Source organism: Streptosporangium jomthongense, from assembly GCF_042650425.1.
In the GTDB taxonomy this organism is placed as follows: domain Bacteria; phylum Actinomycetota; class Actinomycetes; order Streptosporangiales; family Streptosporangiaceae; genus Streptosporangium.
Genome location: NZ_JBHSBC010000005.1, coordinates 22447 through 49339, shown reverse-complemented (window position 1 = coordinate 49339; position 26893 = coordinate 22447). Strand labels below are relative to the sequence as shown.

At 68.6% G+C, this 26893-nt stretch carries 34 protein-coding genes; 24 read left to right on the top strand and 10 right to left on the bottom strand.

The window, feature by feature from the left end; genetic code table 11:
- Positions 1-91: 91 nt before the first annotated feature.
- Positions 92-859: a TetR/AcrR family transcriptional regulator gene (locus ACFOYY_RS07685; protein ID WP_352014760.1), complete on the bottom strand. Its 768-nt coding sequence runs from the start codon at positions 857-859 to the stop codon at positions 92-94.
- A 109-nt stretch (positions 860-968) separates the two neighbouring features.
- Between ACFOYY_RS07685 and ACFOYY_RS07680 the strand changes: the two genes are divergently transcribed.
- Together ACFOYY_RS07680 and ACFOYY_RS07675 are read left to right on the top strand one after the other, a co-directional pair.
- A complete protein-coding gene (locus tag ACFOYY_RS07680) occupies positions 969-1643 on the top strand; it encodes a hypothetical protein (protein ID WP_386188894.1) in 675 nt (224 codons plus the stop codon).
- A gap of 11 nt (positions 1644-1654) precedes the next feature.
- Complete coding sequence (locus ACFOYY_RS07675) at positions 1655-2032, top strand: DUF6461 domain-containing protein (RefSeq protein WP_386188892.1); 378 nt, start codon at positions 1655-1657, stop codon at positions 2030-2032.
- 192 nt (positions 2033-2224) lie between these two features.
- On the opposite strand, the gene ACFOYY_RS07670 is transcribed toward ACFOYY_RS07675, so the two are convergent.
- Entirely contained in the window at positions 2225-3034 is an 810-nt protein-coding gene (locus ACFOYY_RS07670; protein WP_362911161.1) for a UTRA domain-containing protein, read from the bottom strand.
- A 1130-nt stretch (positions 3035-4164) separates the two neighbouring features.
- Between ACFOYY_RS07670 and ACFOYY_RS07665 the strand changes: the two genes are divergently transcribed.
- From ACFOYY_RS07665 to ACFOYY_RS07575, 19 genes are all read left to right on the top strand, one after another.
- Positions 4165-4383: a hypothetical protein gene (locus ACFOYY_RS07665; protein WP_386188890.1), complete on the top strand. Its 219-nt coding sequence runs from the start codon at positions 4165-4167 to the stop codon at positions 4381-4383.
- Positions 4384-4909: 526 nt separating this feature from the next.
- Entirely contained in the window at positions 4910-5263 is a 354-nt protein-coding gene (locus ACFOYY_RS07660) for a hypothetical protein (RefSeq protein ID WP_386188888.1), read from the top strand.
- Positions 5264-5548: 285 nt separating this feature from the next.
- Positions 5549-5812: a BldC family transcriptional regulator gene (locus ACFOYY_RS07655; RefSeq protein ID WP_386188886.1), complete on the top strand. Its 264-nt coding sequence runs from the start codon at positions 5549-5551 to the stop codon at positions 5810-5812.
- A gap of 275 nt (positions 5813-6087) precedes the next feature.
- Positions 6088-6705: a hypothetical protein gene (locus ACFOYY_RS07650; RefSeq protein ID WP_386188884.1), complete on the top strand. Its 618-nt coding sequence runs from the start codon at positions 6088-6090 to the stop codon at positions 6703-6705.
- On the top strand, positions 6702-7850 hold the full coding sequence (locus tag ACFOYY_RS07645; RefSeq protein WP_386188882.1) for an SRPBCC family protein: 1149 nt from the start codon (positions 6702-6704) through the stop codon (positions 7848-7850). Before ACFOYY_RS07650 ends, ACFOYY_RS07645 begins: the two co-directional genes overlap by 4 nt.
- Before the next feature lie 44 nt (positions 7851-7894).
- Positions 7895-8308 (top strand): gas vesicle protein GvpJ, encoded by a 414-nt coding sequence (gvpJ, locus tag ACFOYY_RS07640; RefSeq protein ID WP_362780971.1) that lies wholly within the window; start codon positions 7895-7897, stop codon positions 8306-8308.
- A gap of 1 nt (position 8309) precedes the next feature.
- Complete coding sequence (locus ACFOYY_RS07635) at positions 8310-9125, top strand: GvpL/GvpF family gas vesicle protein (RefSeq protein ID WP_362911167.1); 816 nt, start codon at positions 8310-8312, stop codon at positions 9123-9125.
- 3 nt (positions 9126-9128) lie between these two features.
- Positions 9129-9398 (top strand): gas vesicle protein GvpG, encoded by a 270-nt coding sequence (locus tag ACFOYY_RS07630; protein ID WP_352014141.1) that lies wholly within the window; start codon positions 9129-9131, stop codon positions 9396-9398.
- A gap of 4 nt (positions 9399-9402) precedes the next feature.
- Positions 9403-9780 (top strand): gas vesicle protein GvpO, encoded by a 378-nt coding sequence (gvpO, locus tag ACFOYY_RS07625; protein ID WP_386188879.1) that lies wholly within the window; start codon positions 9403-9405, stop codon positions 9778-9780.
- 1 nt (position 9781) lies between these two features.
- A complete protein-coding gene (locus tag ACFOYY_RS07620) occupies positions 9782-10198 on the top strand; it encodes a gas vesicle protein (protein ID WP_352014139.1) in 417 nt (138 codons plus the stop codon).
- A complete protein-coding gene (locus ACFOYY_RS07615) occupies positions 10191-10979 on the top strand; it encodes a GvpL/GvpF family gas vesicle protein (protein WP_386188877.1) in 789 nt (262 codons plus the stop codon). Before ACFOYY_RS07620 ends, ACFOYY_RS07615 begins: the two co-directional genes overlap by 8 nt.
- Positions 10969-11211, top strand: a complete 243-nt coding sequence (locus tag ACFOYY_RS07610; RefSeq protein WP_352014137.1) for a gas vesicle protein — start codon at positions 10969-10971, stop codon at positions 11209-11211. Before ACFOYY_RS07615 ends, ACFOYY_RS07610 begins: the two co-directional genes overlap by 11 nt.
- A 91-nt stretch (positions 11212-11302) precedes the next feature.
- The gene (locus ACFOYY_RS07605; protein WP_386188875.1) at positions 11303-11632 is read left to right on the top strand and encodes a gas vesicle protein K; all 330 of its coding nucleotides are present in this window, start codon (positions 11303-11305) and stop codon (positions 11630-11632) included.
- Positions 11633-11932: 300 nt separating this feature from the next.
- Complete coding sequence (gene folP, locus ACFOYY_RS07600; RefSeq protein WP_352014135.1) at positions 11933-12784, top strand: dihydropteroate synthase; 852 nt, start codon at positions 11933-11935, stop codon at positions 12782-12784.
- On the top strand, positions 12781-13218 hold the full coding sequence (locus ACFOYY_RS07595; RefSeq protein WP_352014134.1) for a nuclear transport factor 2 family protein: 438 nt from the start codon (positions 12781-12783) through the stop codon (positions 13216-13218). The genes folP and ACFOYY_RS07595 overlap by 4 nt, the downstream gene beginning before the upstream one ends.
- Entirely contained in the window at positions 13215-13577 is a 363-nt protein-coding gene (folB, locus tag ACFOYY_RS07590) for a dihydroneopterin aldolase (RefSeq protein WP_362780988.1), read from the top strand. Before ACFOYY_RS07595 ends, folB begins: the two co-directional genes overlap by 4 nt.
- Positions 13574-14071: a 2-amino-4-hydroxy-6-hydroxymethyldihydropteridine diphosphokinase gene (gene folK / locus ACFOYY_RS07585; protein ID WP_352014132.1), complete on the top strand. Its 498-nt coding sequence runs from the start codon at positions 13574-13576 to the stop codon at positions 14069-14071. Before folB ends, folK begins: the two co-directional genes overlap by 4 nt.
- Positions 14068-14517, top strand: a complete 450-nt coding sequence (locus ACFOYY_RS07580; RefSeq protein ID WP_352014131.1) for a DUF3180 domain-containing protein — start codon at positions 14068-14070, stop codon at positions 14515-14517. Before folK ends, ACFOYY_RS07580 begins: the two co-directional genes overlap by 4 nt.
- A gap of 329 nt (positions 14518-14846) precedes the next feature.
- Entirely contained in the window at positions 14847-15476 is a 630-nt protein-coding gene (locus ACFOYY_RS07575) for a hypothetical protein (protein WP_386188872.1), read from the top strand.
- A 73-nt stretch (positions 15477-15549) separates the two neighbouring features.
- On the opposite strand, the gene ACFOYY_RS07570 is transcribed toward ACFOYY_RS07575, so the two are convergent.
- On the bottom strand, positions 15550-16467 hold the full coding sequence (locus tag ACFOYY_RS07570) for a hypothetical protein (RefSeq protein WP_386188870.1): 918 nt from the start codon (positions 16465-16467) through the stop codon (positions 15550-15552).
- Positions 16468-16860: 393 nt separating this feature from the next.
- Between ACFOYY_RS07570 and ACFOYY_RS07565 the strand changes: the two genes are divergently transcribed.
- Positions 16861-17295 carry an NUDIX hydrolase gene (locus tag ACFOYY_RS07565; RefSeq protein WP_362781001.1) on the top strand — a complete coding sequence of 145 codons (435 nt, stop codon included), beginning with the start codon at positions 16861-16863 and terminating at the stop codon, positions 17293-17295.
- Here ACFOYY_RS07565 and ACFOYY_RS07560 read toward each other — a convergent pair whose 3' ends face one another.
- From ACFOYY_RS07560 to ACFOYY_RS07545, 4 genes are all read right to left on the bottom strand, one after another.
- Entirely contained in the window at positions 17296-17769 is a 474-nt protein-coding gene (locus tag ACFOYY_RS07560) for a diadenosine tetraphosphate hydrolase (protein WP_386188868.1), read from the bottom strand.
- Positions 17770-17921: 152 nt separating this feature from the next.
- Positions 17922-18212, bottom strand: a complete 291-nt coding sequence (locus ACFOYY_RS07555) for an antibiotic biosynthesis monooxygenase (protein WP_352014126.1) — start codon at positions 18210-18212, stop codon at positions 17922-17924.
- A 147-nt stretch (positions 18213-18359) separates the two neighbouring features.
- Positions 18360-19556, bottom strand: coding sequence for an MFS transporter (locus ACFOYY_RS07550; protein WP_386188866.1), 1197 nt, complete (start codon positions 19554-19556; stop codon positions 18360-18362).
- Between the two features lie 650 nt (positions 19557-20206).
- A complete protein-coding gene (locus tag ACFOYY_RS07545) occupies positions 20207-20791 on the bottom strand; it encodes a TetR/AcrR family transcriptional regulator (protein WP_352014124.1) in 585 nt (194 codons plus the stop codon).
- 135 nt (positions 20792-20926) lie between these two features.
- Between ACFOYY_RS07545 and ACFOYY_RS07540 the strand changes: the two genes are divergently transcribed.
- Together ACFOYY_RS07540 and ACFOYY_RS07535 are read left to right on the top strand one after the other, a co-directional pair.
- A complete protein-coding gene (locus tag ACFOYY_RS07540; protein WP_386188863.1) occupies positions 20927-22468 on the top strand; it encodes an MDR family MFS transporter in 1542 nt (513 codons plus the stop codon).
- Positions 22469-22798: 330 nt separating this feature from the next.
- Positions 22799-23209, top strand: a complete 411-nt coding sequence (locus tag ACFOYY_RS07535; protein ID WP_362781014.1) for a DUF3592 domain-containing protein — start codon at positions 22799-22801, stop codon at positions 23207-23209.
- 4 nt (positions 23210-23213) lie between these two features.
- Here the strand turns inward: ACFOYY_RS07535 and ACFOYY_RS07530 are convergent, their stop codons facing one another.
- Genes ACFOYY_RS07530 through ACFOYY_RS07520 form a run of 3 tightly spaced genes read right to left on the bottom strand, consistent with a single transcriptional unit; the run spans position 23214 to position 26858 of the window.
- Positions 23214-24332: an acyltransferase family protein gene (locus ACFOYY_RS07530; RefSeq protein WP_352014121.1), complete on the bottom strand. Its 1119-nt coding sequence runs from the start codon at positions 24330-24332 to the stop codon at positions 23214-23216.
- A 22-nt stretch (positions 24333-24354) separates the two neighbouring features.
- Positions 24355-25539, bottom strand: coding sequence for an NADH-quinone oxidoreductase subunit D (locus ACFOYY_RS07525; RefSeq protein ID WP_352014120.1), 1185 nt, complete (start codon positions 25537-25539; stop codon positions 24355-24357).
- Positions 25540-25556: 17 nt separating this feature from the next.
- Entirely contained in the window at positions 25557-26858 is a 1302-nt protein-coding gene (locus ACFOYY_RS07520; RefSeq protein WP_386188860.1) for an aminotransferase class V-fold PLP-dependent enzyme, read from the bottom strand.
- Positions 26859-26893: the final 35 nt, after the last annotated feature.

Sequence of the window (26893 nt, the reverse complement as noted above, 5' to 3'; positions counted from 1 at the left end):
ACCGGCCTGGCCTCCTCGGTTCGCTGAGGAGGCCGTACGGCCTGCGCACTTCGACGGCGTCCCATCCGGCAGGCCGGCCGTGACGGCATTCTCACCGCCGCACATATGCCTCGATGCCGTCGAGAATCCTCGCGAGACCGAACTCGAAGCCGTCGAGCGGGGGTTCGTCGGAGAGGAACATCGGGTCCTCCATCGCGTCCGCGACGGCGTTCAGGTCGCGGGAGCGGAGCTGGCCGTCCAGGAAGACGCGGACCGCGCGCACCGCCCGTTGCTGGTCGGGATTCGCCCGGCGCAACGCGGCCGGTGTCGGGGTGTTGCGCCGCAGGTTGGCACCGTACCGGGCGTGGCTGTCGAGGAGATACGCGCAGTTCAGCGTCTGCTGCGCCGCCATGCCGGTCGATCCGAGCACGGTGATCAGCGCGTTCAGCCAGGCCGCGTTGTGCGGGGTCAGGGAGACGGTCGTCGGCACGTCCAGCAGCCATGGGCGGGAGATGAAGCGTTCGAACAGCCGGCGTGACCACAGCGCCGCCGCCTCCCGCCAGTCGCCGTCCGGCAGCGCGGGCGGGTCGCCCCAGGCGCGGTCGGCCAGGAGCACGATGAGCTCCTCCTTGGAGCTGACGTAGCGGTACAGGGCGTTGGTGGTCACGCCGATCCGGGCGGCCACCTTCGGCAGCGAGGCGGCGGCGATGCCCTCCTCGTCGGCCAGCTCCGTCGCCACCGCGATGATCTTCTCGACGCTGTGCGCCGGTTTGGGGCCGCGCCGTCCCCCGGTGTCGACCACGCCCCAGGCCGCGGCCAGGCCCGGCGGCAGCGCCTCAAGGTCGGCGGGTACGGGGTCGTGACTCTTGCGTGGGGTCATGGCCTGCGTCCTCTCGAAGATCCAAGAGAAATAGTAGACGGCTTACACAGTTGTTGTTACTGTGCATGCCATGAACACTTCATGGCATGCACAGATTCAGTTCCCGTCTGTGGCGCGCCGCTGGATCGGCCTGGCCGCGGTCCTCGGCGCCGTTTTCGCGATGGCCGAACTCCCCCTGTACTTCGTGGTCCCCACCTGTGACCCCCCGGCCTGCGGTGTCGAGACCGGCAGCCTCATGCCGGACTGGCTGATCCTCACCCGTACGCTCTTCAACTTCCTCGCCCTCACGCTGTTCCTGGTGTTCATGGCCGGCGTCCGGCCCCTGATCGCGCAGGCCGACGCCCGGTTCGAATGGTTCGGCGCGGTCGCCGGTACGGCGGGCGTGACGTGGACGATCGTCGACATGGTCGCCAAGGGGATCGAGGGCAGCAGCGCCATCAAGGCCGTCGAGGAGATCGACCCGACCCGCACCGTGCCCACCTACCTGCTCTACGGCTCCATCACCCATCTGATGCTGGTCGTCTTCGGCGTCGCCTTCGGATACGCGGTGCTGCGTTCCCGCGCCCTTCCCGGCTGGGTCGGCTGGTCGTCGTTCGCCATCGCCGCCCTGCACCTGGCCGGGGTGCCGTCGATGTTCTTCGGCTTCAACTCCGACGAGTTCTACGCCTCCAACGGCTGGGGCGCGGTCGCGATGTTCAACGGCATCGCCGCCACCTGGCTGGCGGCCGTGGGCGTCGCGACGCTGAGGAGGAGGACTCCGCGGAGACTGGCCGCCCACGCCTAGGCACCACACGAGTGGCGAGCCCACGGAGGCCTCGCCACTCGTTCTGCCATCTCAGGAACGATCGACCACGTTGTGTCGGCGGGTGCTGCGAGTCTGACGGGGTGATCGCAACTCCTGACGACCACTCCTGGTTCTCCCAGCGCTTCCCCGACCTGGCGGACGCCTACTGCTTCACCTACGTGCACGGCCTGACGCCCGAGGAACTGATGGCCCGGTTCGGTGCCCGGGTTGAGAACTGCTCTCACACAACGCTCGATGAACTGATCCGGTGGCGAAGCTTCGGAGCCGCCTCCGTTGGAGACTGGGTGCTCCTCGTCGAAGCCAACAGTGGGCTTGGCGTCCGAAGCGGGCGTGTTTGCCGGACAGCGACAGGAAAGCGCCGAGGGTGAGGGCTGTCACCGCATTTTCACCTCGTATCGGAACTCGTGACTGTCTGCGGCTGGACTTCCAGAGACCCATAGGTGTGACCGTTTGGCGGTGTTGAGAGGCCCCTCCGCATTGCGGCGAACACGGAGGAGCGGTTTTGGTGCCTGTTTATGGTGTTGTTCGGCCGCCGTAATGGTCTGGCGATGGATGGATGCTCAGAAGTGGTCGAATCCGGCTACTTGTCCGATGACGAACACGTGTCTGCTGGCCGCGCAGACAGTTTCCAATGCGTGGATGGGGATGTCGTCGGTGCTGATGCTGATCCGGAGTACCTGTACCACCCATTCGCCGGGTACTTCCAGCAGGTCGGCTTCGTACGGTGTAGGTGGCCGGGAGGTCAGTGTCTCGGTGGCGTGGCTGAAGCGGTGACCGAGGTCTTCGATCGCGGCCTGGAGGGTGGGCAGCACGAATTCCTGCTTGTCCAGCCTGGTGTCCTGGGCGACGTCGAGGCGGAAGTAGCTGGTGGAGATCCGTACGGGCACGTCGTTGGCCCAGAACATCTTGCGGCGGGCGATCACGGTGTCGCCGGGTTCGACGCGTAGGGCGACGGCCACGTGTTCGCTGGCCGGCTCGGGGCCGATGAAGAGCATCTTGCGCTCTGGTTTGAGCCCCTGGCTGGCGGCTTCGGTGAGATAGAGGGATTTCGAGCCGCGTACCGCCGGTGGCGTGGGGATCGCCCGCTCCACGATGACGCGCGGGCGTGGCTCGATGGGTCCTGTCGGAGCCTGGTGGGATGGGGCTCCGGCTTTCTTCATCTGGCTCACCCTTCCCGGGGTCACTCCCAGGTGGCGGGCGATGTCGTCCTGTTTCATGCCGGACTCCTGGGCCTCGATGATCGCGGCGCGGCGGATTCGGGAAAGTTCTACGGATTGGCCTTGCAGCGTTGCCATAGCGGCGGATGCGGCGCGCGCACGGTCAAGTGGGTCGGAAATGGCTGCGATGTCATGCAGCGTCCTGGCATCCAAGGTATCGGTCCTTCACATCGCGTCCACTCGAAATTTAGCCCCCCTATTGCATCGTTGTCGACGGCGGGCTATCGTCCGAGCACATGGACTTTAGCCCCCATAAACAAGAGGGCATTAAGACCATAACGGACAAATGCGAGTGGATTGGTGGCGGTCACGTCGTCCAGTCTGTCGCACTCGCGAGTGATACGCCGCGCGGCCGAGGACTTGGCGGTCACCGGCCGCGCGGTCACAGCTTCGACATGAGATCGGCCCCGGAATCGCGGTGAGGCAACACCGGCCGGGGCCTTGATCAGGAAGGCACTCCTGACGTGAGCAAGACTAGTGCTCCGGGTTTCGGCCCGGACACGTCGATCCGGGACGGCTGTGGCTGCTTCGCCGGTGCCGTACCCCTGCCCATGGGATGCGCCCGCTGCGGCCATTCCCCCTACACCCACGGCTGTCCGCACCAGGACGAGCACGAGTATGTGCAGCCGTCCGGGCTGCTGATGAACGCCCGTCTTCAGGCCCGTCGTGCGTACGGCCCGCAGGTTCTTCCCTCGCCTCGGCCTCCGGTGGAGGTGGCGCCCGCCGAGGTGATTCCGCTGGTACCTGCTCAGCGTCGTCCCGATCCTGAGCCGGTGGCGCCTGCGATGGCTCCGGCCGCGAACGCCGTGCCGAATGGTCCTGTGGGGGCGGTCGTGCCTGGTCAGGGTCGGTCTGCTCCTGGAGTGGAAGCGCCCGCGCCGGTCCCGGCCGCTGTACCGGATGGTGTCGTGGAGCCGGTTCCTGCGGATGATCCGGTTCCGGCTCTGGAGCCCACGCCTGTCGCGTCGGTCCGGCCGGTCCGGCCGCCGTTGCCCAGGTGGGTTCGGCGTCCCTTCCCCCGGGTTCCTCGATCCGGGATCACCTGGACGAGGGCGCGCCAGCCCAACCGCCACGGCGTACGGCCTGCGAGCGGCGGGCCATACCGGCGTGGAGACCGATGTCGCGTTCCCCATGCTCATACGGTCTGTCGGCCTGGTGCTCGCGGTCCTCGGTCTTCGGCTGTGCCGTACGGCGCGCGGCTTCTCTCTTGTCCCGCAGGGCAGGCCCGTCTGGCGATCACCCTGGCCAGGCACGCCTCTGGTCGGATCACGGAGGTCCAGATCATGCACGACACCCCCGGTCGTCCGGTGATCCCGGGCTGGCGGTTGATCATCAGTGACGCGGGCCGGTTCTGGGCCTTCCGCAACCACCTCTTTCCCCGCGTCGCCGTACGGGCCGGGGCGCAGTCGGCTGTGGACGCCGACACCTTCGACGAGGTTCAGGAGGCCGTCGCCGAGCAGGAGAGGACCGCCCGCGACGCCGTTGCGGGGGTGACCCCGTGACCGGACGGCACAGGGACGGCCAGCCGTACGCGCCGGTGTATCGGCGGGTGTGGGACGGCCCAGCTCGCGCGGAGGCCGAGCGGATCGACCAGGCGTGGGCGGACTGGACCGTGCTCTACAGCCTGGGACGACGGTCCTTCTACGCGGTGGCCGCCTGGGACGGTCCCCGGCCGGTGATCGTGGAGGACCCCACCTCCGAGGGGTTGGAGGAGCGGATGCGGGAGGCCGAGATGATCCGGGCGTTCCGGCTCTCGCCGCGGTCCTCCCCGGCGCCGGTTCGGCGTAGGAGGGGCGGTACCGGCCGTCCGCCTTCCGGGGCGCGGAATGGGGAGGTCGGCGGGGAGCGGGGTTCGCCGGGTGGGGAGCCGGCGCCCGCTGGTGAACGGCCTTCGCCGGGGGAAGGAATGGTGTCTGCCGGGGGACGGCGTTCGCCGGGTGAGGGAACGGTGTCTGCCGGGGGACGGCGTTCGCCGGGTGAGGCAATGGTGTCCGTCGGGGCACGGCGTTCGCCGGGTGGGAGGGCGGCATGACGTCGGGTGTCGCACGGCGGAGTTGCGACGCCGTACAGCATGTCCACTCCGACTGGCTCGTCTTCCACAACTCGGCGACCGGCCTGTGGAGCGCCTACCGTCGCGTTCTTCCCGGCAGGCCGGATCTCGGGGACACGCCGCTGGTGCGGGCCGGGTCGGCTGAGGAACTGGACCGCAAGCTGGCCGCCCAGGTGTCCCCGGCGGTGCCGCCGAGCATCCGGGCCGTCGCCGTCGCTCGCGCTCTCCAGACTCGGACCGCTCGGACCCCCCGGGTTGTCCAGGCCGTATGTCCTGGTCAGGCCGTCGTGCCGGGCCGGTCCACGACGTTGCGCGAGTTGCTGCGCTCCTAGAAGCCGGTACGGCGGGCGGCGGAACGTCGTCTCGCCGTACCCCATGAACGTGCGGCTCAGGTGGGAGGGACCTGGGCCGCACACCTCCGCAAGGCGGCTCCCACACACGCCGGGACAAAGGGGTGTGTCAGGGAAGAGGGAGTCGTCTGGCGCACCTGCCCCGTATTCGTGGGCCGGTCCTCCTCCAGGGTGCCCGGCCACCTGCTCCCCGGCTCGGGGCCGGGCGCCCGCCCCCGAAAAGGCGCCGCTCCACCGAAGCCGCCACTGACCCCCTACGGAGCCCCCATGTCCCCACTCAAGGCCGTCGCCCCTGACGGCACCTTCTCCACCGGACCGGACACCACCGAACGCCTCCTCACCCCCGGCGAGGTCGCCCGGATCTTCGGCGTGGACCCCAAGACCGTCAACCGGTGGGCCCTCACCGGCCGTATCTCTTCGGTGCGCACCCCCAGCGGCCACCGCCGCTACCGCGAAACCGACATCACCGCCCTCCTCGACGGAGACCGTCCCCAGGGCGGTCCCACCGACCGTCGAACCTCCCGGGGATGAGGGTTCGGCCAGCTCTTCGCGATCACTGGTGCCTCCGGCCGCCACGAAAAACCAGGAGAAATACGTCCTTTCAGGTTACAAACGAGGTATGTCTACTTTTTACCTATATGTGTTTTTCTGTCGGCTTTTCGGGTAGGGGGACAGCCTGTTCGGAAACCAGATGCTTCCGACACGTTTAAAGCGGCAGACGTTTGTCCTGGACAACGTCTCCTTCCCGCCGGTGGCCCGTCGAGGCTCCGGGCGGACGGATTCCACGACGGAGTGATCGTTTAGGGGTGGCGATCGTGAAATGCGGAGTGCAGATGGCCCTGGCGGTCGGCGCGGGCTACTTCCTTGGCCGGCGTCACAAACTACGGACGGCGCTGGCGCTGGCGGCGGCGGGCGCGACCGGTCGGCTGGGCATGGGCGGAGGCGGCCTGCTGCAACAGGGTCTGAAGCAGCTCGGGGCCTCTCCCGAGCTGGAAAAGCTCACACAGAACGTGCGAGGCGAACTGCTCGACGTGGGTAAGGCCGCGGCCAGGGCGGCGGCGAGCAGGCAGATCGACTCACTGACCTCCAAGCTTCACGAACGCGCCGAGTCGCTGCGCGTCCCCGGTGGTCTCGCGAGTGAGGAAGAGGAGGAAGAGGAGGAGACGCGTCCGAGGAGGCGTCGTCCTACCGAGAGCCGGGGCCGTACGGCACGCAGGTCCCGTGAGGAACCGGAGGACGAGGAGGAGGAGTTCGAGGACGAGGAGGAACCGGAGGACGAGTTCGAGGACGAGGAGGAAGAGGAAGAGGAAGAAGAGGAGCCTCCGCGGGGCCGGGGCCGGGCCGTACGGGTCCGGAGTCCGCAGCGGGAGAGGGCCTCCCGACGTGACCGTCCCGTCCGCCGCGTCCGGGATGAGGCGCGATGACCGAGCAGACGAGGACGAAGGGGAACACACAGACTCTTCCCGTCGATCAGCTCACCGAGGAACTCCGCAATCTCGCCGAGGCGCTCGGAGAACGGCTCCTGTCGTCCGCGACCGAGAAACTCGGCGGACTGACCGGCCGGCTGACCGACTACGTCGACAAGGGCGACGGCGGGGTGGTCGGCCTCGTCGGATCGGTGATCGGCTCGAAGCACCCCGTGGCCAGCGGGCTCAAGGAGGTGGCGAAGACAGCGGCCGGAGGCCTGCTCCAGAAGGTCACCGGTGGCGGCAAGGGCGGCAGGGGGAAGAAGCTCAAGGTCACCAACATCGTCGAGACACTCGACGTGGGAGCCCCGCTACGGCTCGTCTACGACCAGTGGACCCAGTTCGAGGACTTTCCCAGCTTCACGAAGAAGGTCGAGGGGGTTCAGCAGGAGGCCGAGGAGAAACTCTCCTGGAAGGCACAGGTCTTCTGGTCCCACCGGACCTGGGAGTCGACCATCGTCGAGCAGATCCCCGACCGGCACATCATCTGGCGTTCCAAGGGAGCCAAGGGCCATGTCGACGGCGCCGTGAGCTTCCACTCGCTCGGCCCCGACCTGACCCGTGTCCTGCTCGTCCTGGAGTACCACCCACAGGGACTGTTCGAGCGCACCGGCAACCTGTGGCGGGCGCAGGGCAGGCGGGCACGCCTGGAGTTCAAGCACTTCCGGCGGCACGTCATGACGCAGGCGCTGCTCCATCCGGACGACGTCGAGGGCTGGCGTGGCGAGATCCGCGACAGCAAGGTCGTCAAGGACCACGAGACCGCCCTGCGGGAGGAGGAGTCAAGGGAATCCGAGACCGAGGAAACAGAAGAGGACCAGAGAGAACCGACGCCCGTGAACGGCGAACACGCCGCCGGGGCCGAGGAGGAGCCAGAGGCGTCCGCGCAGGCGAGGCGTCCGGTACGGCGCCGCCGCGCCGAAGCCGAGAAGCCCGAAGAGCCCGAAGAGTCGGAGGAACCGGAGGAGTCGGACGAAGCCGATGAGGCCGATGAGGCCGAGGCTGCCACTCCGAGGCGTCCGGTCCGGCGTCGCGCCGCGGACACGAAGACAAGGGAGGCTCCGCGCCCGGCCCGCCGCCGGGCAGCCGCCCGGAGCACGTGACGTGGGATCCGGGAGGACATCGCGGAGCCGGGGAGAGGCGGCTGATGACCATCGTGCAACCTTCGGGGGCGGGAGGGGGTGGCGGATCCTCCTCGGGACTGGCCGACGTCATCGACACGATCCTTGACAAGGGCCTCGTGATCGACGCCTTCGTCAGGGTCTCGCTCGTCGGCATAGAGATTCTGACGGTCGACGCCCGCATCGTCGTGGCCAGCGTCGACACCTATCTGCGTTTCGCGGAGGCCGCGAACCGGCTCGACCTCACGCAGACAGGAGGAAAGGGCCTGCCGGAAGTGGTGCAGGACATGACACAGGGCGTGGGCAGGGCGAAGACCAAGGGCATCACGCAGGGGGCGCTGGACGCGGCGGGAGACAAGCTGCGTGACTTCCTGGGTGCCGAGGAGTCCGAGGAGGAACCCGAACCGGCGCCTCGCAGACGGCGAAGGCGGGAGGACTGAGATGCCCCGCTCCACGAAAGAGACCGAGACCGCAGGGACCGGCGAAGCCGTACGGCAGGTGGGAGGCGGCGCCTCCTACGTCTACGGCATCGTGCCGGGCGACACCGAGGTGGACCCTGACGCCAGGGGGGTCGGTGACCCGCCCGGACGGATCCGGCTGGTACGGCACGGCGAGATCGCCGCCCTGACGAGCGAGATCGCGCTGGACCGCCCGCTCGGCAGGCCGGAGGACCTCTTCGCCCATCAACGGCTGTTGGACGAGGCCGCCGCCGAGGTACCGGTGCTGCCGCTCCGCTTCGGAGCGGTGCTGACCGATGACGGGGCGGTCGTCGACGAACTGCTCGCTCCCAACCACGACGCGTTCCGCGACGCGCTGGACGACCTGGAAGGGCGGACGGAGTACATCGTCAGGGGCCGCTACGTCGAACCGGTGGTGATCGGTGAGGTCCTGGCGGAGAACGCCGAGGCCTCCCGGCTGCTCGACGGGATTCGCGGCAAGCCAGAGGACGCGACATGGGACGCGCGAATCCGGCTCGGCGAACTGCTCGGCGAGGGTGTGGCGGCCAGACGTGACGCCGACACCGAGGAGATCGTCGGTGCCCTCGCCCCGCTGAGCGTCGCCGTCGCCGTACGGGAGCCGACCCACGAACAGGACGCCGTGCACGCGGCGTTCCTCATCGAGACCGACCGGTCGGAGGAGTTCGAGCGGGCCGTCGAGGAGTTCGGCGACCGGTGGGCGGACCGGGTGACCGTACGGCTGCTCGGACCGCTGGCACCGTACGACTTCGTCACGACCTCACAGGCGGGGGAGGGATGACGGATGGACCTGTTCGGCCTGACCCTGGGCCTGCCGTTCGCTCCGATCCGTGGGCTGATCCGGCTCGCGGAGCTGATCGAGGAGCAGGTCGAGCTGGAGACACGGAGCCCGGCCGGGGTCCGGCGGAGGCTGGAGGAGATAGCGGAGGCGAGGCGTGCCGGTCTGATGACCGAGGAGGAGGAGACCGAGGCGGTGACGCGGGTCCTCGGACGGTTGACGGGCCGCCCCGGCACAGACGGCACCGCCCTGCCGGGCGACGGGGAGAGGGGGTGATCCCGTGCCGGCCAGGCGCAGAACCCGCGATGAGCGGATCGCCGAAGTGGACGTCTCCGACGACCTCTACGACGAGGAACCCCTTGAGGAGGAGGAGCCTCCGCGGACCAGAGGGCGGCGTCTCACCGCGGGGACCGTGGGCCGGGTCGCCGTACGGGAGATCACCGAGCTGACCGCGAAGGTGGTCGAGGGCGTCACGTTCGTGCAGCCGAAGGAGGACGGCTGGCTCGTCGGGGTCGAGGTCGTCGAGGACCGTCGCGTTCCTTCCTCCGGGGACGTCCTGGCGCTCTACGAGGTCGAACTGGACCGGGAGGGAGACCTGCTGTCCTACCGCAGGACACGGCGCTACAGGCGCGGCAGGGGAGACAGTGAGGGGCCGTGAGATGACCAATCCGGTACGACCCGGTTCCACGGTGCCCCAGGGATACGGCAGCAGGTCGCTCGCCGGACGGGAGACGACCAGCCTGGGCGACATCCTGGAACGCGTGCTCGACAGAGGCGTGGTGATCGTGGGAGACATCCGCGTGAACCTGCTGGACATCGAGCTGCTCACGATCAAGTTGCGCCTGCTGATCGCCTCGGTGGACACGGCTCGCGAGCTGGGCATCGACTGGTGGGAGCACGATCCGTGGCTGACCTCGAAGGACCGCGACCTGGTTGAGGAGAACCGCAGGCTCCGCAGGCGGCTCACCGCGCTTGAGGAGGACGGGCTCGTCGAGGCGCGGGAGGACCTCAGGGGCGTGACGCGCGGCGGGGCCACCGGAGAGCGGTCACGCGTGCCGAGGGAGGGCCGTGACTGAGACCGGCACATACGTGTACGCGATCGCACACGGCGCGGGCGGCCCCGACCCGTCCGGTCTGGAGGGGGTGGGCGGCGCGCCGGTGAGGACGATCGAGCACGCCGGTCTGGTCGCGTACGTCAGCGCCGTACCGCTCGACCGGTTCGGGGAGGAGCCGCTCCGGCGCTCGCTGGAGGACCTGGACTGGGTGGAGGCCACCGCCCGCGCTCACCACCGTGTCGTCGAGGCCGTCTCGGAGGCGGTCGCGACGGCCCCGGTGCGGCTTGTCACGGTCTACACCGGCGAGGAGCAGGTGAGCGCCCTGCTGGAACGGCGGCACGACGACTTCGCCGAGGTGCTCTCCCACGTCGCCGGGCGCAGGGAGTGGGGGGTGAAGGCGTACGCGGGGCAGCCCGCGGGGACCCCGCCGTCCGGCGGGCGGGAGCAGGAGGGCGAGAGCCCGGGAACGGCCTACCTGAAACGGCGCCAGGCGAGCCTGCACGACCGGGGCACCGCGTGGCGCCACGCGGCGACCGAGGCCGAGCGGGTCGACGCCGCGTTGTCCGCCGTCGCCGTGGCGAGCAGACGTCACCGCCCCCAGGACCCCGAACTCTCGGGACGTGAGGAGTGGATGGTGCTCAACGGTGCCTATCTGGTCGACGACGACCTCGCCGACGAGTTCGTCGCGACTCTCGACACCCTCCGTGGGCGGGGTCTCGACCTGGAGCTCACCGGCCCGTGGGCCCCCTACTCCTTCACCGACATCGACCTTGGTACGGCGGAGGCGCCGGATGACGTCTGAGGTCTCCCGGGGAGCCGAGCTGACCCGGCGGGGACGGTTGCCACCGGAGCGGGTGGCGCTCGTCGATCTCCTGGACCGGCTGCTGGCGGGTGGCGTCGTGGTGACCGGCGACCTCGTCCTGTCCATCGCCGACGTCGATCTCGTACGGATCTCCCTCCGCGTGCTGATCACGTCCATCACGGAGGCGACCATGATCGATCCGGAGGGCCTCGGTGAACCGGTCAGGAGATGAGCCGCCCGTGTCCGGCGGCCCGAGGCAGGGGACGGCACGGTCCAGGACGACATGGTCGGCCGGGGTGCTTTCGGGGGCGGCCCGATCAAGGGTGACCTGGCCGCGCGGGACGCGGCCGGAGAAGAGGCGCTCCGCCGTACGGCGGGACGGCTGGCGCCTCGACACCGACCCCGAGCGGGTCGAGCGCGACCTGACGTGCCTCGTCCTCACCCTCGTCGAACTGGTGCGTCAGCTGATGGAGCGGCAGTGCGTGCGACGGATGGAACAGGGGGACCTGTCCGACGAGCAGATCGAGACACTGGGCCTGACGCTGATGCGCCTCGAAGGCGCGATGAAGGAACTGTGTGAGCACTTCGACCTGTCCCCCGCCGATCTCAACCTCGACCTCGGCCCTCTCGGGACGCTGCTCCCCACGGACTGACGGTGGGCCTTAGGAGGATTTGTGGAGGTTTTCAGTGATTTATGGGGATGAACGGCATCTGTTTCGGAGCCCAAGGAAGGGGTGCGGGAAAGGGGGACGAGGCGGGGGAGGGAAGGCTAGTCTCTGATCGTGCTCGGGCTGATATCGCCAGACTTGCCAAGGTCCAGCCTGCTCCAGCCCCTCCAGTCCGGACACTTCGCACCTTGTGCCACCCGTCGCACACCGGGCGGGATCCCTTGGTATGACACAAGCCGGACCCGCGATATGGGCGAAGGGCGGACAACGCCTAGGCTTGTCCGCATGACTACGTGGAGTGTGCCGGGGCTGCCCAGCGAGGGCCGCTGCCTGGTGATGGGCGTGGTCAACGTCACCCCTGATTCCTTCTCCGACGGAGGACAGTGGTTCGACGTGGCGACGGCCGTACGGCATGGGCTTGAGCTGGTCGAACAGGGTGCGGACATCGTCGATGTCGGCGGCGAGTCCACCAGGCCCGGTGCGGCCAGGGTCTCGCTCGCCGAGGAGCTGGCCAGGGTCGAACCGGTCATCAGGGCGTTGAGCCGAGAAGGCGTCACCGTCAGTGTCGACACCATGCGGGCCGAGGTCGCGCAGGCGGCGGTCAACGCGGGTGCGAAGCTCGTCAACGACGTCAGCGGCGGCCTGGCCGACCCGGAGATGCCGAGAGTGGTGGCCGCCGCCGGCGTGCCGTACGTGGTGATGCACTGGCGCGGCCACAGCCACTCGATGGACAGCCGGGCGATCTACGGTGATGTTGTGACCGAGGTTCGCGAGGAGTTGTCGAAGCGGGTCGCCTCCGTGCTCGCCGAAGGGGTCGCGGAGAGTCAGATCGTGCTCGACCCCGGGATCGGCTTCTCGAAGAACTCCGACCACAACTGGGCCGTGCTCGCGGGCATCGACCACCTCGCCGAGCTGGGATACCCCCTGCTCATCGGAGCATCACGCAAGCGTTTTCTCGGCCGTCTGCTGGCCGACCAGGACGGTACCCCCCGACCCTTCGGCCAGAGCGACGACGCCACGATCGCCGTGACCGCCCTCGCCGCGCAGGCGGGGGCCTGGTGCGTTCGAGTGCACGACGTACGCCCGAACGCGGACGCCGTCCGCGTGGCCGCAGCAGTTCAGAGAGCGAGATCATGAGCGTCGACACCACCGCCGTCGAGACGGTCAACCAGGCGTTCTACACCGCGATCGAGAACGCCGACCTCGACCGCATGACCGAGATCTGGGCCGAGGACCTCGAAGGTGACCAGGTGAGCTGCGTGCACCCGGGGTGGCCGATCATCAACGGCCGCCAGGAGGTGCTGCGCTCCTGGGCGCTCATCATGGCCAACACGCCCTACATCCAGTTCGTGCTGACCGACGTCCGCGTCATGGTGCTCGGGGACGTGGCGATCCTCACCTGTGAGGAGAACATCCTCACCGCGGGCGACGAGGGTGATTCCAGCTTTGCGGCGGGAAAGGTCGTGGCGAGCAACACCTTCGTCAGGACCTCCGGTGGATGGCGGCTCTGGCTGCACCACGGATCTCCCGTTCTGCAAACCGACGACGACGAGGAGGAGGAAGCCGCGTGACGGACCGGATCAGCGTCAGGGGCCTGAGGGCGCGGGGGCGCCACGGCGTGCTGGCCGCCGAGCGGGAGCTCGGCCAGGAGTTCGTGGTGGACGTCACGCTCCTCCTCGACACCGCCCCGGCCGCCGAGGGCGACGACCTCGACAAGACCGTCGACTACGGAGAGCTCGCCCAGGACCTGGTCAAGGTCGTCGAGGGTGAGCCGGTGAACCTGATCGAGACGCTGGCCCAGCGCCTGGCGGACGTCTGCCTGGCCCGTGAGGCGGTTCGGTCGGCCGAGGTGAGCGTGCACAAACCCGCCGCACCCATCCCGCTGCCGTTCGACGACGTGGTCGTGACGATCATCAGGAGCAGATCATGAAGATCGTGCTGGCCCTCGGCAGTAACCTGGGCGACCGGTTCGACACGCTGCAGGGCGCGCTCGACTCGCTGTTCGACTCCTCGGAGCTGGAGTTCGTCGCGGTCTCCCCGGTCTACGAGACGGACCCGGTCGGGGGGCCCGAGCAGGGGCCGTACCTCAACGTGGTGGTCATCGCCTCCAGCACCCTGGAACCCAGGGCACTCCTCGAACGTGCTCTGAACGTGGAGAACGTCTTCGGCAGGGTCCGCGCCGAACGCTGGGGCCCGCGCACCCTGGACGTCGATCTGATCGCGGTCGGCGACCTGACCTCCGACACCCCCGAGCTGACGCTGCCGCACCCCAGGGCGCACGAGCGCGCCTTCGTGCTGGTCCCCTGGGCCCAGATCGACCCGGACGCCGTACTCGGCGGGCGTGGGATCACGGAGTTGCTCGCCGACCTGGATCAGACCTCTGTACGGCTTCGCCCAGACCTGACCCTCCAGAGGCCGGAGTGAGGCCGAGCCGTCCCGGGGTGCTCGTCGGTGTTCTCGTCGTGTGCGCCATCGTGTCGTGGGCGTTGCTGAGGCCGTTCTACTCGATCCTGCCGAGGGTGCCGTGGACGGCGATCCCCACGGTTTTGCTGCTGGCGATCGGTGAGGCCTACAGCGGGTGGATGACCCGGGCGAGGATCGAACGGAAGCCGGACACCAAGCCCGTCGAACCGCTCGCGGTCGCCCGCCTCGCGGCGCTGGCCAAGGCGTCGGCGTACGCGGGGGCGGTCTTCGGGGGCATGTTCGCCGGATTCACCCTCTACACCGCCGAACTCCTTGAGCAGGAGATCCCCCGCCAGGACTTCATGATCGCGGGCGGCTCGTTCGTCTCGTGCGTCCTCCTGATCGGCGCCGCCCTCTACCTCGAACACTGCTGCAAGGTACCCAAGGACTCCGAAGAGGAACGGTGACTCTTTGCGCCGCCTGCGGCGTCGCGGGTTGTGTTTCTTTGCGACGCCTGGCGGCGTCGCGGGCTTGGGCGCTTCGGGTCGGCGCTTTCCCTCGTCACTCCGTCGCTTCGCTCCTGCGTTCCTCAGTCCAAGCACCGACGCGCCCAAGCCGACACTCCTCACACTTGGGGCCGGGAAAGCACAAGGCATGTCTCTTTGCTCTGCCTGGTAGCGCGCAAAGGGGCAAGCGCAGGGGGGTAGTCCCTACCCGTGATCTTCATGCTGGCCGCAGGGACACGGCGGTGCCCGGATGATCCACTGTTGCCCTCCGGCGAGAAGGGAAACGGGAGATGGGGCAGTGTGATCGGCGGGCTGCGATCGGAGCGGCGGCCGCGCTGTTGGTGGGTGGCACGACCGTGATGGCGGGCAGCGGAACCGCCCAGGCGGAGACCTCCGGGGAGCAGGCCAGGAAGTCGTTCCGGGTGGTGGACCGCCGGGGCCGGCAGCGTTTCCTGGTGAGTTCGAGCAAACCCCCGATCAGCAGCGGAGGTAGGACGTATCCCGCCGACCAGCGCCAGGGACCAGAAGGCACCTACCTGATCTTCAATGACGGCGACGGCAACGAGAAAGGAGGAATCGTCTCCTCCTCCGTCGGGGCCGGCATCTCGCTCGACTACACCAACGCGCAGGCGATCACGTTGGCCACCCGCTGGGAGGGCGTTCACGGCGCGGCGATGCTGGAGATGAAGCACATGCCCGATCCGGCGCTCCCGATCGACCGGGTGCCCGCCATGCCGCCTCGCGTCCAGCTCGGCTACAGCACCCCGGAAGGGGCTTTCCTGGTGCTCAGTGACTCGCGAGGACGCCCAAGGATCGTGCTGGAGATCGACGGCGACGACAACCCGATGATCAAGGTGCTGGACTCCGAGGGCAAGATGGTCGGCCGGCTTCCCGAAACGCCGGACGGGCAGGGCACGTAGCCGTCGTCCAAGATCGCTGATCCAAGCCGGACGTTCGGCTGGGCGTCTCGCCATGTGGCGGCCGTGTGTTGTCTCACCAGGGGCTCTTGCCGGTGGGAGGCGGGTTGACGGTGTCGCTGCCCCAGGACAGGCGTTGGTCGACGGGGATTTCCATGATCTCCAGTTCCTCGTCGGCCAGCAGGGCCGCGACGCACTCCGGACTGCCGCCGATGTAGGTGGTCATCAGGTCCACGTCGGTGGCGACGCACCAGGCCCGGTCCTGCGGCCACCACAGACTGGCGTACCGACCCGACCATGGGATGTCGGAAAGCGAGGTGGTCGCCGCCCCCAGTGGCCCTTCCAGAAGGAGCATCGACCGCGCGGGCATCTCGACCCTGGGGATCTCCTCGTCCTCCACGGGGAGGTTGAGGTCGCCGAAGCCCTCCCAGACGGCGAACCAGCACCGCTCGGGGGTGGTGGTGCGCGGGGAGAGCAGGTGGACCAGCCGGGCGACCTGCCGTGACGGCAGTGTTCCCTCCTCGGGCGGATAGCTCCAGATGCCCGGCTGCTCGTCGTTGAAGAAGCTCCATGCACCGGTGATGTACGGCCACTGCATCCCGGGATGCGGGACGCGCCCGTTGGCGAGGGCCACCTCCCTCCAGGAGATCTCCTGCTCGACGTCACCCACGGTTATGCGCGGCGGATGGAACAGCCGGGCATAGGCCCCGAAGACCGGCGGCAACATGCACGCCACGATGTTCCAGTCGAAGGGGAGCGTGGCGGAGACGGCCCAGTCGGCGGGCCGTACATCGGTGCACAGGGTCAGCTCACCGAGGGTGAAGGGCTCGTCCTGCCTGTTGGCGACGGCAGGAGGCCTCACGGGCTTGGGCGCGAGCCCAGGCCGGGACTTGATGTGCATCTCCGTCTCTTCGTGATGCCCGCTGGCGTCGATGGGTTTGAGCACCCTGGGCAGACGCCTTTGGTGCTCCGGGTCGGAGCTTTCCTTCGTCATTCCGTCGCCTCTCTCCAAGCTGTGTTTCTTTGCTCCGCCTTCGGCGTCGCGGGCTTGGCCGCTTCGGGTCGGTGCTTTCCTTCGTCTCTGCGTCGCTTCGCTCCTGCGTTCCTCAGTCCAAGCACCGACGCGCCCAAGTTGTGTTTCTTTGCGACGCCTGGCGGCGTCGCGGGCTTGGGCGCTTCGGGTCGGTGTCTTCCCTCGTCGTTCGTCCGCTGCGCTCCCTCACTCCTCAGTCCAGACACCGACGCGCCCAAGCCGACACTTCTCACACATGGGGCCGGGGCGTTCGGTTGGAACTCTTCATGTTTGGCGTCGGGGTGTTCAAGTTCTTTTTGCCGGTGTCCTTAATCTGGACGTCCCCAATGGTCCTCATTAATGGAGGGGAAACCGGTGACGGACAAGGTCGTGAAGGACAAGGTCCTGTGCTACGTCGTTCGTGACGGGCGGTTGCTGGTCTTCCGGCACATCGGCTGCAGCTATGAGGAGGTCGGAATTCAGGTTCCCGCAGGAAGCGTCAGGCCGGGGGAGGCTCCGGAGGAGGCCGCGCTTCGCGAGGCGCGGGAGGAGACGGGCTTCACCGGGTTCGGGATCGTCAGGAAGCTGGGCGAGGTCGTCTACGACATCAGCCCCTACCGGTTCGAGATCCAACACCGCCACGTCTTCCAGCTGGAGCTCGCCGAGCCCACACCGGAGCGGTGGGCCGGCCAGGAGCTTCACGACGGCGAGCGGGAGCCCACCGATTTCGAGTGCTTCTGGATTCCACTGGAAGACGCCCACGTCCTCCAGTCCGGCCAGGGCGCCCTGATCGGGGCGCTCTTCGACTGACTAGAGGCGTAGTCGGTCGAGTTCTTCACTGATCGTTTCTCGCAGGGCATCGTGTTGCGGGCCGAGGGCGAAGCGGTTGTCGTGCCAGTTGTCGCGGGGGTAGAGCCAGACGGGTTTGCTCACAAGGTCCGCCGGCTCCCAGTCGAACCTTGGCCATACATGAGCGTGCAGGAAGGCGTCGGTATTGCCAAGGATCTCCAGGTTGACCCGGCGAAAGGCTGGGTCGAGACGTCGGCAGGCCCGCTCGACGGCCTCCCCCAGGTCATCCATGTCGGACAGGAAAGCCTGCCGTCTGCCTTTCGGCAGGTCCGACAACCTCTCCACGGTTGGGTCGTCCGCCAGGAGCACCGAGTATCCCGGCAGGAACTGAACATCCCCGATCACTGCGAATCCGGAGTCCAGCCGCCGCAGCACGGTGGGGTTCTCGTCCCGCAACGCGCTTCCGATCCTGTCCGTCTGCCAGTTCTCAGCCATGCCCCGGACCCTATGCGGTCACGATCATGCGTTTCCCGAACGCCTCGAATCGCGTTGGTCCGGGATATCTGGGGGCTTTCCCGAAGCCAACGAGTGCGTCGGCCATGGCATGGTGCGGCCTGCCATCCTGTACGGGCACCGGCGCCGAGAAGTCATGTCTCCTGGCGGCCCTCCTCCATGCTGACCAGTTCGTCGATCGCCGCGAAGAAGGCGGCGATTCCCGGTAGGTTCGCGCCCTTGGCACGTGAGGCCGCGAAATCCTCGGGGGAGCGCCAGTCCACGATGTCCAGCCACTCGTCGTCGGACAGGCGGATCAGCCTGGCGCCGAGGAATCCGGCGCGGTCGGCGGCGAAGTCGGTCAGCATCGCGGGTCGCGCGTCGAGCAGCGCCTGGGCGCGGTCGGCGGCGACACGGAAGCGGGTGAGTTCCACGGTGATCGTCATTGTCGTCTTCTCCCCTGGTGAAGCACGTCCGGTGATGACGATCACGCTATAGTAAGGATCATTGATAGTCAAAGTTATTGACTAAATTTCGGCGGCGAGGTGACCATACGCCGGGTCAAGGTGCTCCCTCCGGCGGGTGACCGGGCTTCAGCGAGTCGGCTGAAGAGAGGCCGAAGGGGTTCGCGGGATCAGGAAGGCGCAACAGGCCGTCACCAGAGCCACCGCGGGAGGGACGAGGAAACCGGCGTGGAAGTTGTCGATCACCACGGCCGTGAGCGCGCCGCCGAGGGCGTAGCCGCCCAGGAGGAACGAGGTGGTCCAGGCGATCCCCTCGGAGAGCCGTGAGGCGGGAACGAGCCGTTCGACCAGGGTGAAACTCGCGATCGTGGTGGGCGCGGCGGCGAACGCCAGCAGCGTCACGGCCACGCCGACCAGGACGACCGCCCCCGAGGGGACGGCCGCCGCGAGGGGCAGGGCGGCGCTGAGGGCGGCCGTCGCCAGGGCGGCGAGCCGTACGAGGCGGCGGGGCGGGAGACCTACGGCGCCGACGAACAGCGCGGCCAGGACCGAGGCGCCCGCGACGGCCCCGAGCACCAGGCCGCTCAGCCCGCGCACGCCCTGTTCCGAGCAGAACGCGACGACCGTGAAGTTGACGCTCCCGGAGAGGAGACCGAGCCCGGCCGTGGTGAGGCAGACCGGGCCGAGCCGCGCCACGCCCAGCGGCTCGCGAGTCCGCTGGCCCGGGGGTCTACGCGGTGGTTCCGTACGACGTTGCGCCGCGAACAGCACCGTCCCGGCGAAGCCGCAGCCGATCGCCAGGACGAGCCCGGCCAGCGGGGAGAAGGCGTCGGCCAGGAGGGCGGCCAGTGGTGGGCCGACGACCGCGCAGAGATCCTCGACCAGCGACTCCAGGGCGTAGGCGGCACGAAGCTCGGGCCGGTCCCTGAGCAACGCGCTCCACCTGGCCCGCGCGTAGGCGCCGACCAGCGGGGAGGTGGCGCCGCCCGCCGCCGCGCACAGTTGCGGGAACGGCGAGGGCAGATCCGAGGCGATCGAGAGCACCATCGCGCCCTTGGCGACCAGGTTGACCAGGGTGAGCGGAAGCAGTACGGCCCGCTGCCCGAGCCGGTCGACCAGCCGCGCCTGGAAGGGGCTGACGACGGCGGCGAGGAAGACGTAGGCGGCGGTGACCTGCCCGGCCAGCGTGTACGACCCCCGCTCGGCGGACAGCAGCAGGAGCAGGCTCAGCCCCATCATCGAGGCCGGCATCCTGGCCAGCAGCCCCGCCCCGCAGAAGGCGAGCGCTCCGGGCAGGGCCAGGATCGAACGGTACGGCGCCGGCAAAGGCCCTCCCGTTTCATATGGATCTTCGATCCTACGTAGGAACGGGCCTTCCGGTCCGAAGCCGGATCACGGATTCGGGGCGGGGTGACGGTCTAGGGAGTGGGGGTCAGGTCCTGTTTCGACGTCCGGTGTCGTGGTCGCTGAGCGGGTGAGGTCTCCAGCAGCCGTTGACCAACCAAGGGCGATCAGCACCGAAGCCCGCGCCATCCGAGGAAAGCCGGCCCGAACCGGTTGAGGTTATCGGCCCCAGGCGTGAAGAGCGTCGGCTTGGACGCCTGAGGACCGAAGACCGCGTCATCCGAAGAAGTCGGCCCGACCTCATCGTCGGTGAAGGGGTTGGGGTTACCGGCCCCAAGTGTGAGGAGTGTCGGCTTGGGCGCGTCGGTGCTTGGACTGAGGAACGCAGGAGCGAAGCGACGGAGTGACGAGGGAAAGCACCGACTCGGGGCGCCCAAGCCCGCGACGCCGCCAGGCGGAGCAAAGAGGTACGCCTTGTGCTTTCCCGGCGCCAAGTGGGAGGAGTGTCGGCTTGGGCGCGTCGGTGTCTGGACTGAGGAACGCAGGAGCGCAGCGACGGAGTGACGAGGGAAGACACCGACTCGAAGGCGCCCAAGCCCGCGACGCCGAAGGCGTCGCAAAAGAGACACTGCTTAGAAAGGCGCCGACATCTGGTCCAGAACCTGTTCCATGACCTCCTGGAGGGGGCGGGGTTCCTGTTCGTCGGTCCACAGGTGGGTGGCGATGCGCAGGGCGACGAGGAACCCGGCCGCCAGGACGCGGGGCCGTACGGTGTCGGTCGAGCCGTCGCGGTCGGTGATGGCCTGGACCAGGTCGCGTTCCAGGGCGGCGTGGTTGGCCAGCTGCCTGGCCAGCAGGGACGGGTGCTGTTTGGCGAGCCGGGCGCGCACCGCCCAGGCGACGTCGGGGTCGCCGAGTTCGCCGTAGAGGTCCCGTACGGCTCCGCGCAGCGCCTGCCAGGCGGGCTCCTCGGGGGGCCGGGAGCGGATCCGTTCGACGAGCAGCCTGATGCGCCGCTCGTCGCCGTACAGGAGGGCGTCCTCCTTGCCGGCGAAGTAGTTGGAGAAGGTCCGCCGGGAGATGTTGGCGGCGTCGGCGATGGCCTCGACGGTGACGTTGTCCAGGCCGTGTTCTGCGCACAGCCGTAGCGCGGCCTCGTGGACGGCCTGCCTGGTCTCGGCCTTCTTGCGTTCGCGCAGTCCCGCTGTGCTCTCCATGGCGTCAGTATCTCACCCTCCGGGAAAAGATGCCCAGTGCGCAAACTTTCCCAGTGGGCATGTAAGGTGTCATGGTCATCCTGTTTCCACCGCTTTGGAGGTGTGTGCGTGGGCGCCCACACAGAGACCGCTCGCATGAGCCATCGTCAGATCCTGGAGGCGTTGAGCGGTCTGCTGCTCGTCCTGTTCGTGGCGATGATCAGCAGCACGATCGTGTCCGTGGCGCTTCCGCAGATCATCGGCGCGCTCAACGGCACCCAGTCGCAGTACACGTGGGTGGTCACCGCCTCGCTGCTCGCCTCGACGGCCTCGACACCGATCTGGGGCAAGCTCGCCGACCTGTTCAGCAAGAAGCTGCTGTTGCAGGTCTCCATCGTCATCTTCATGGTCAGCTCGCTGGCCTGCGGTTTCGCGCAGAACACCGCCCAGCTCATCGCCTTCCGCGCCGTCCAGGGCCTGGGCATGGGTGCCCTGCAGGTCCTGGTGCAGGTCATCATCGCCGCGATGATCAGCCCCAAGGAGCGTGGACGCTACAACGGCTACCTCGGCGGTGTCATGGCCGTCGCGACCGTCGCCGGACCGCTGCTCGGCGGCCTGATCGCCGACACCTCCTGGCTCGGCTGGCGCTGGTGCTTCTTCGTGGCGGTGCCGTTCACCGTGGTCGCCTTCGCGTTGCTGCACAAGACGCTGCGGGTGGTCACCGTGCGCCGTACGGACGTCAGGATCGACTACGTGGGCGCCACACTGATCGCCGCCGGGGTCAGTGTCCTGCTCATCTGGGTCACCTTCGTCGGAAACTCCTTCGAGTGGCTGTCCTGGCAGACCGCGGCCATGGCCGGGGGCGGTGCGCTGCTCCTGGTGCTGGCCACCTGGGTCGAGTCGCGGGTCGCCGAACCGGTCGTCCCGCTGCGGATCATCCGCCGCCGTACCCCGGCCCTGGCCATCCTGGCCAGCCTCGCGGTCGGCATGGCCATGTTCGGCGGCTCGGTCTTCCTCGGCCAGTACTTCCAGATCGGCCGTGGCTACAGCCCCACCGAGGCGGGTCTGCTCACGATCCCCATGATGCTCGGCGTGCTGGTCTCCTCGACCGTCTCCGGGCGCATGATCTCCAGGAGCGGCCGGGTGAAGCCGTACATCGTGACCGGCGCGATCGTGCTCACGGCCGGGTTCCTCGTGCTGTCCACGATGGACCACCAGACCTCGCTGCCGCTCATCGCCGGGGCCATGGTGCTGGTCGGCGCCGGGGTCGGCATGTCGATGCAGAACCTCGTGCTGGCCATCCAGAACACCGTCCCGCTGAGCGAACTCGGCGCGGCCAGCGGTGCGGTCACCTTCTTCCGTTCCCTCGGCGGCACCATCGGTGTCTCGGTCCTCGGCGCCGTCCTGGCCAACCAGGTCGCGACCGGCATCGCCGAGGGCCTGGCCAAGGCCGGGATCGGGGCCTCGGGTGCCGGGGGTGGGCGCAGCACCCTCAACATCCAGGCCCTGCCCGAGCCGATCAAGGAGGTCGTGCGGGCCGCGTACGGCGACGCCACCGGGCACATCTTCCTCATCTCGGCGGCCGTGGCCATGGTCGGCGTGGTCGCCGCGCTGTTCCTCAAGCCCATCAGGCTGCGGGACAGTGTGGACCTGCCCACGGACGTGAAGACGGGGGAGAAGGCCGCCACGGTCGGCTGAACGCGTGGGAGCCCGGCGGACGAACGAGTTCGCCGGGCTTTCGCGTGGACACGGTTTCGGACACGGTCCGAATTAACGCGTGGAATACGCGACGCCGACGGGCGATGAACATTTCTCCTCGGCACTCGGAATCATTGCGTGTCGTTTTATCGTGGTCACATACTGATGTTCGTTCTGGCGGAAAATCGCCCCTTGCGAGCGCGTCGTACGTGAACCGTCTCCACCCGCCGTCGTTCGATGTGGGAGGCAAGGTCGATGGCCGGACGATTACGTTGGGACCTCGGGCCGGGTGAGGACGAGGAGCCGGTGGACGACGGGTCCGTCAACGGGGTGTACGTGATCGCCTGCGTCCTGCTGTGCGTCGGATGGGCTTTCACGACCATCCTGGGGGTGCGGGTGGGCGCGTCGAACCTCGACATGTATCTTCACGGCGGCCGGACCACCGCGACGGCGATGTCCACCAGAACCGTGAAGGCAGGGGAGAGCTACCAACTCACCAAGGTCAACTTCTTCGTGAAGGACGTCCGGCGTTTCGCCGAGATCCGGGGGAGTTACGCCGAGGGTGAGAAGGTCTCGATCGTCTATGACGCCGACGATCCGAGTGTGGTCAACAGGGAGTTCAGGCTCGTTTTCGACCTGCTGCTGCTCGGCGCGTTTTTCGTCATGACCCTCTACGCGGTTTTCGCGGGCCTTCGCCGGCTGTGGAAGAAGCGACGTCGGCCCGGGCTCGCGAAAAGCTGACCCGTCACCGGGTGGCGGTCGCCGAGTTCCTGCGGCCGAAGATCAACAGGAACGGGATCGTGCACAGCAGCGGCCCGGCGATCGCCAGGGGCCGCTCCAGCCACCAGATCAGCGTCGGCGGGATCTGACTGCCGGGCGGTGAGCCGGTCAGCCCCCAGAACACCCCGTTCAGGATCGCCATGCCGGTGGTGTGGAACAGGAACAGCTGCAGCGCGAACCGGTTGATCGTGGTGTTGACCCACCCCCAGCGAGGCCGTTCGAGCAGCCGTTCCATCGCGGGCCGCAGCACCTCGACCAGGCCGATCTGGAAGATCAGCAGGGCCACGATGACGAAGGTCGGCGGAGCCATGTTCGACAGCTTGTCGCCGGGAACCCCGACCATCGACCCCGGGTAGATGCCCGAGTAGACCAGGCCGACCAGGGCGAACAGCCCGGTCCACAGGGTCGCGACGTCCAGTCTGCGGGGCATCGCGACCATCCGGTCGTAGAAGAAGCCCGCCTGGTGGGCCAGACCCCACACGATCACCATGTTGAGCCAGCCGATGGCCTCAAGGCCGTACCGCAGCCGCAGCACGTCGACCACCAGCGCCGCGCCGCCGAGCCAGATGAGCACCAGTACGTCGAAGCGCCGGTGCAGCCACAGCATCACGGGCAGCAGGGCGACCAGCATCAGGTAGACGCCGATGAACCACAGCGGGCTCAGCACCAGGAGCACGGCCCGGCCGATCCACGGCACGTCGAAGATCAACCAGATGACCCCGCCGAAGGCGAGCCACGCGAAGGACAGCGCCAGCGCCGGGATCGCCAGGGCCCGGATGCGCCGCCACACGAAGGCGCCGATGCCGACCCCGCGTTCACAGGCGCGGTTCCACGACATCAGGTGGACGTATCCGCCCACGTAGAAGAAGAGCGGCAGCACCTGGAAGAGCCAGGTGAGGATCCACAACCCCGAGGTGAAACCGAGCGGGCTGGTCGGGGAGGGGCCGGCCGGCCCCCACTGCAGGATCGTGAACGCCCAGTGCCAGACCACGACGACGATCAGGCTGACCGCGCGGAGCCAGTCGATGTACTTGTCCCGCTTCGGGCCTCCGATGCGGGAAGCGGCGTCCACGCGCTCGCTCATGTCCCCCCTTCCGCGCTCCGGGTCACTTGTCGATGTCACCGACCACGAAGAACATCGACCCCAGGATGGCCACCATGTCGGAAACCAGATGTCCAGGCAACATCTCTCTCAGCACCTGGACGTTGTTGTAGGAGGCGGACCGGAGCTTCAGCCGCCAGGGGGTCTTCTCGCCACGAGAGACCAGATAGTAGCCGTTGATGCCGAGTGGATTCTCCGTCCAGGCGTAGACGTGGCCCTCGGGGACCTTCAGCACCTTGGGCAGACGCTGGTTGATCGGCCCCCTCGGCAGGGACCGCAGCCGCTCCACACAGACGTCGGCCAGGTCGAGGGAGACGCGGACCTGTTCGAGCAGCACCTCGAAGCGGGCGTTGCAGTCTCCCGCGGAACGGGTCACGACCTTGACCGGCAGTTCGCCGTAGGCGAGGTAGGGGTCGTCCCTGCGCAGGTCGAGGCCGACGCCGGAGGCACGGGCGATGGGGCCGCTGACGCCGTACTGCATGATCGTCTCGCGGTCGAGCACCCCGACGCCGACCGTGCGGGCCAGGAAGATCTCGTTCCCACTGATCAGGGCCTCGATGTCGGGCAGGCGGCGCCGTACGTCGGCGACGGCCAGGGTCACCCGGTCGAGCCAGCCGTACGGCAGGTCCTCCTTGAGGCCGCCGACCCGGTTGAACATGTAGTGCATCCGGCCGCCGGAGATCTCCTCCATCACGGCCTGGAGGGTCTCGCGCTCGCGGAAGGCGTAGAAGACGGGGGTGATCGCGCCCAGTTCGAGGGGGTAGGAGCCGAGGAACATCAGGTGGCTGAGCACCCGGTTCAGCTCGGCCATCAGGGTGCGCGCCCACACGGCCCTGACGGGGACCTCCATGCCGAGCATCCGCTCGACCGCGAGCACGACGCCCAGCTCGTTGGCGAACGCCGACAGCCAGTCGTGCCGGTTGGCCAGCACGATGATCTGCCGGTAGTCCCTGACCTCGAACAGTTTCTCCGCGCCCCGGTGCATGTAGCCGACGATCGGCTCGGCGGCGCTGATCCGTTCGCCGTCCAGCGTCAGGCGCAGGCGTAGCACGCCGTGGGTCGAGGGGTGCTGCGGGCCGATGTTCAGGACCATGTCCTCGGTGGCCAGCTCCTTGCCGGCCGCCGCCGCTCCCGCGACGGCGTCGGCTCCGGCCCCGATCCCCACGTTCACTTCCCGGGGCTCAGTCATAGCCCCATGCTGTCACGTCAGCGGCGCGTGACGAGATCCCGCAGGGCCTCGACGAGACGGTCGACGTGCTCGGTGGTGCTGCCGACGCCGATGGAGGCGCGCACCGCGGAGGCGGTGACGTCGTCGCAGCCGCCGTCCTTGGCGCCGAGCAGGTGCCTGACGAAGGGGTGGGCGCAGAACTTGCCGTCCCGCACGCCGATGCCGTACTCGCCGGACAGCGTCTCGGCCACCTCACGGGCGGTGAAGCCGTCCACGACGAAGGAGACGATGCCGACGCGGGCGTGGTCGGGGCCCCACAGGGACAGCTCGTGCACACCCTCGATCCCGGCCAGACCGGTGCGCAGGCGGGCCAGCAGACGCTCCTCCTCGCGCACCAGCACGTCCCAGCCGGTCGCGCTCAGCGCGTCGCAGGCGGCGGCCAGCGCGATGGCGCCCAGCACGTTCGGCGTGCCCGCCTCGTGACGGGCCTCGGGGTCGTCGTGCCAGTCGGTCGTCTCGTCCTCGACGGCCCTGACGGCCCCGCCGCCCCGGAGGTACGGCTCGGCGACCGAGAGCCAGTCGGAGCGGCCGATCAGCGCGCCGGTGCCGAACGGGGCGTAGAGCTTGTGACCGGAGAAGACCACGTAGTCCAAGTCGAGCGCGGTCAGGTTGAGGCGGCGGTGCGGGACGAGCTGGGCGGCGTCGACCAGGACGCGGGCGCCGTGGCGGTGGGCGATGTGGGCCAGCGCGGCGATCGGCCACAGCTCGCCGGTCACGTTGGAGGCGGCGGTGACGACCAGCAGCTTGGGGCCGTCGATCGCGGCCAGCGCGTCGTCGGCGGCGCGGACGGCCTCACCGGGGAAGGCCGGGGCGGGCAGCCGTACGACGTCGGCCCAGGGCAGGAGCGAGGCGTGGTGCTCGGTCTCGAAGACCACCACGGTGGTCCCGGCGGGCAGGCTGCGGGCCAGCAGGTTGGTGGCGTCGGTGGTGTTCCTCGTGAAGATCACCGCGTCATCGGGGCGGGCCCCGACGAAGGCCCGCACGGTGTGCCTGGCCTGCTCGTAGCGGGCGGTGGTCAGCTGGGAGGCGTATCCGGCGCCGCGGTGGACGCTGGAGTAGGCCGGGAGCGCGGCGGCGACGGCGGCGCTCACCGGCTCAAGACAGGGGGCGCTGGCGGCGTAGTCGAGGTTGGCGTACGGCACCAGCCTGCCGCCCCTGACGGGCACCTCAAGGTCGGCGCCGAGGACCGCGGGGATCGGCCGGTCGTCGGGGACACGGGTCGCCGGGACGGTCACGGTCTCGGCGGCGGCGGCGGAGGTGAAGATCGTCAGTGCGGACACGCCAAAGCTCCTTGGAGGTCATCGGACCCCAAGCC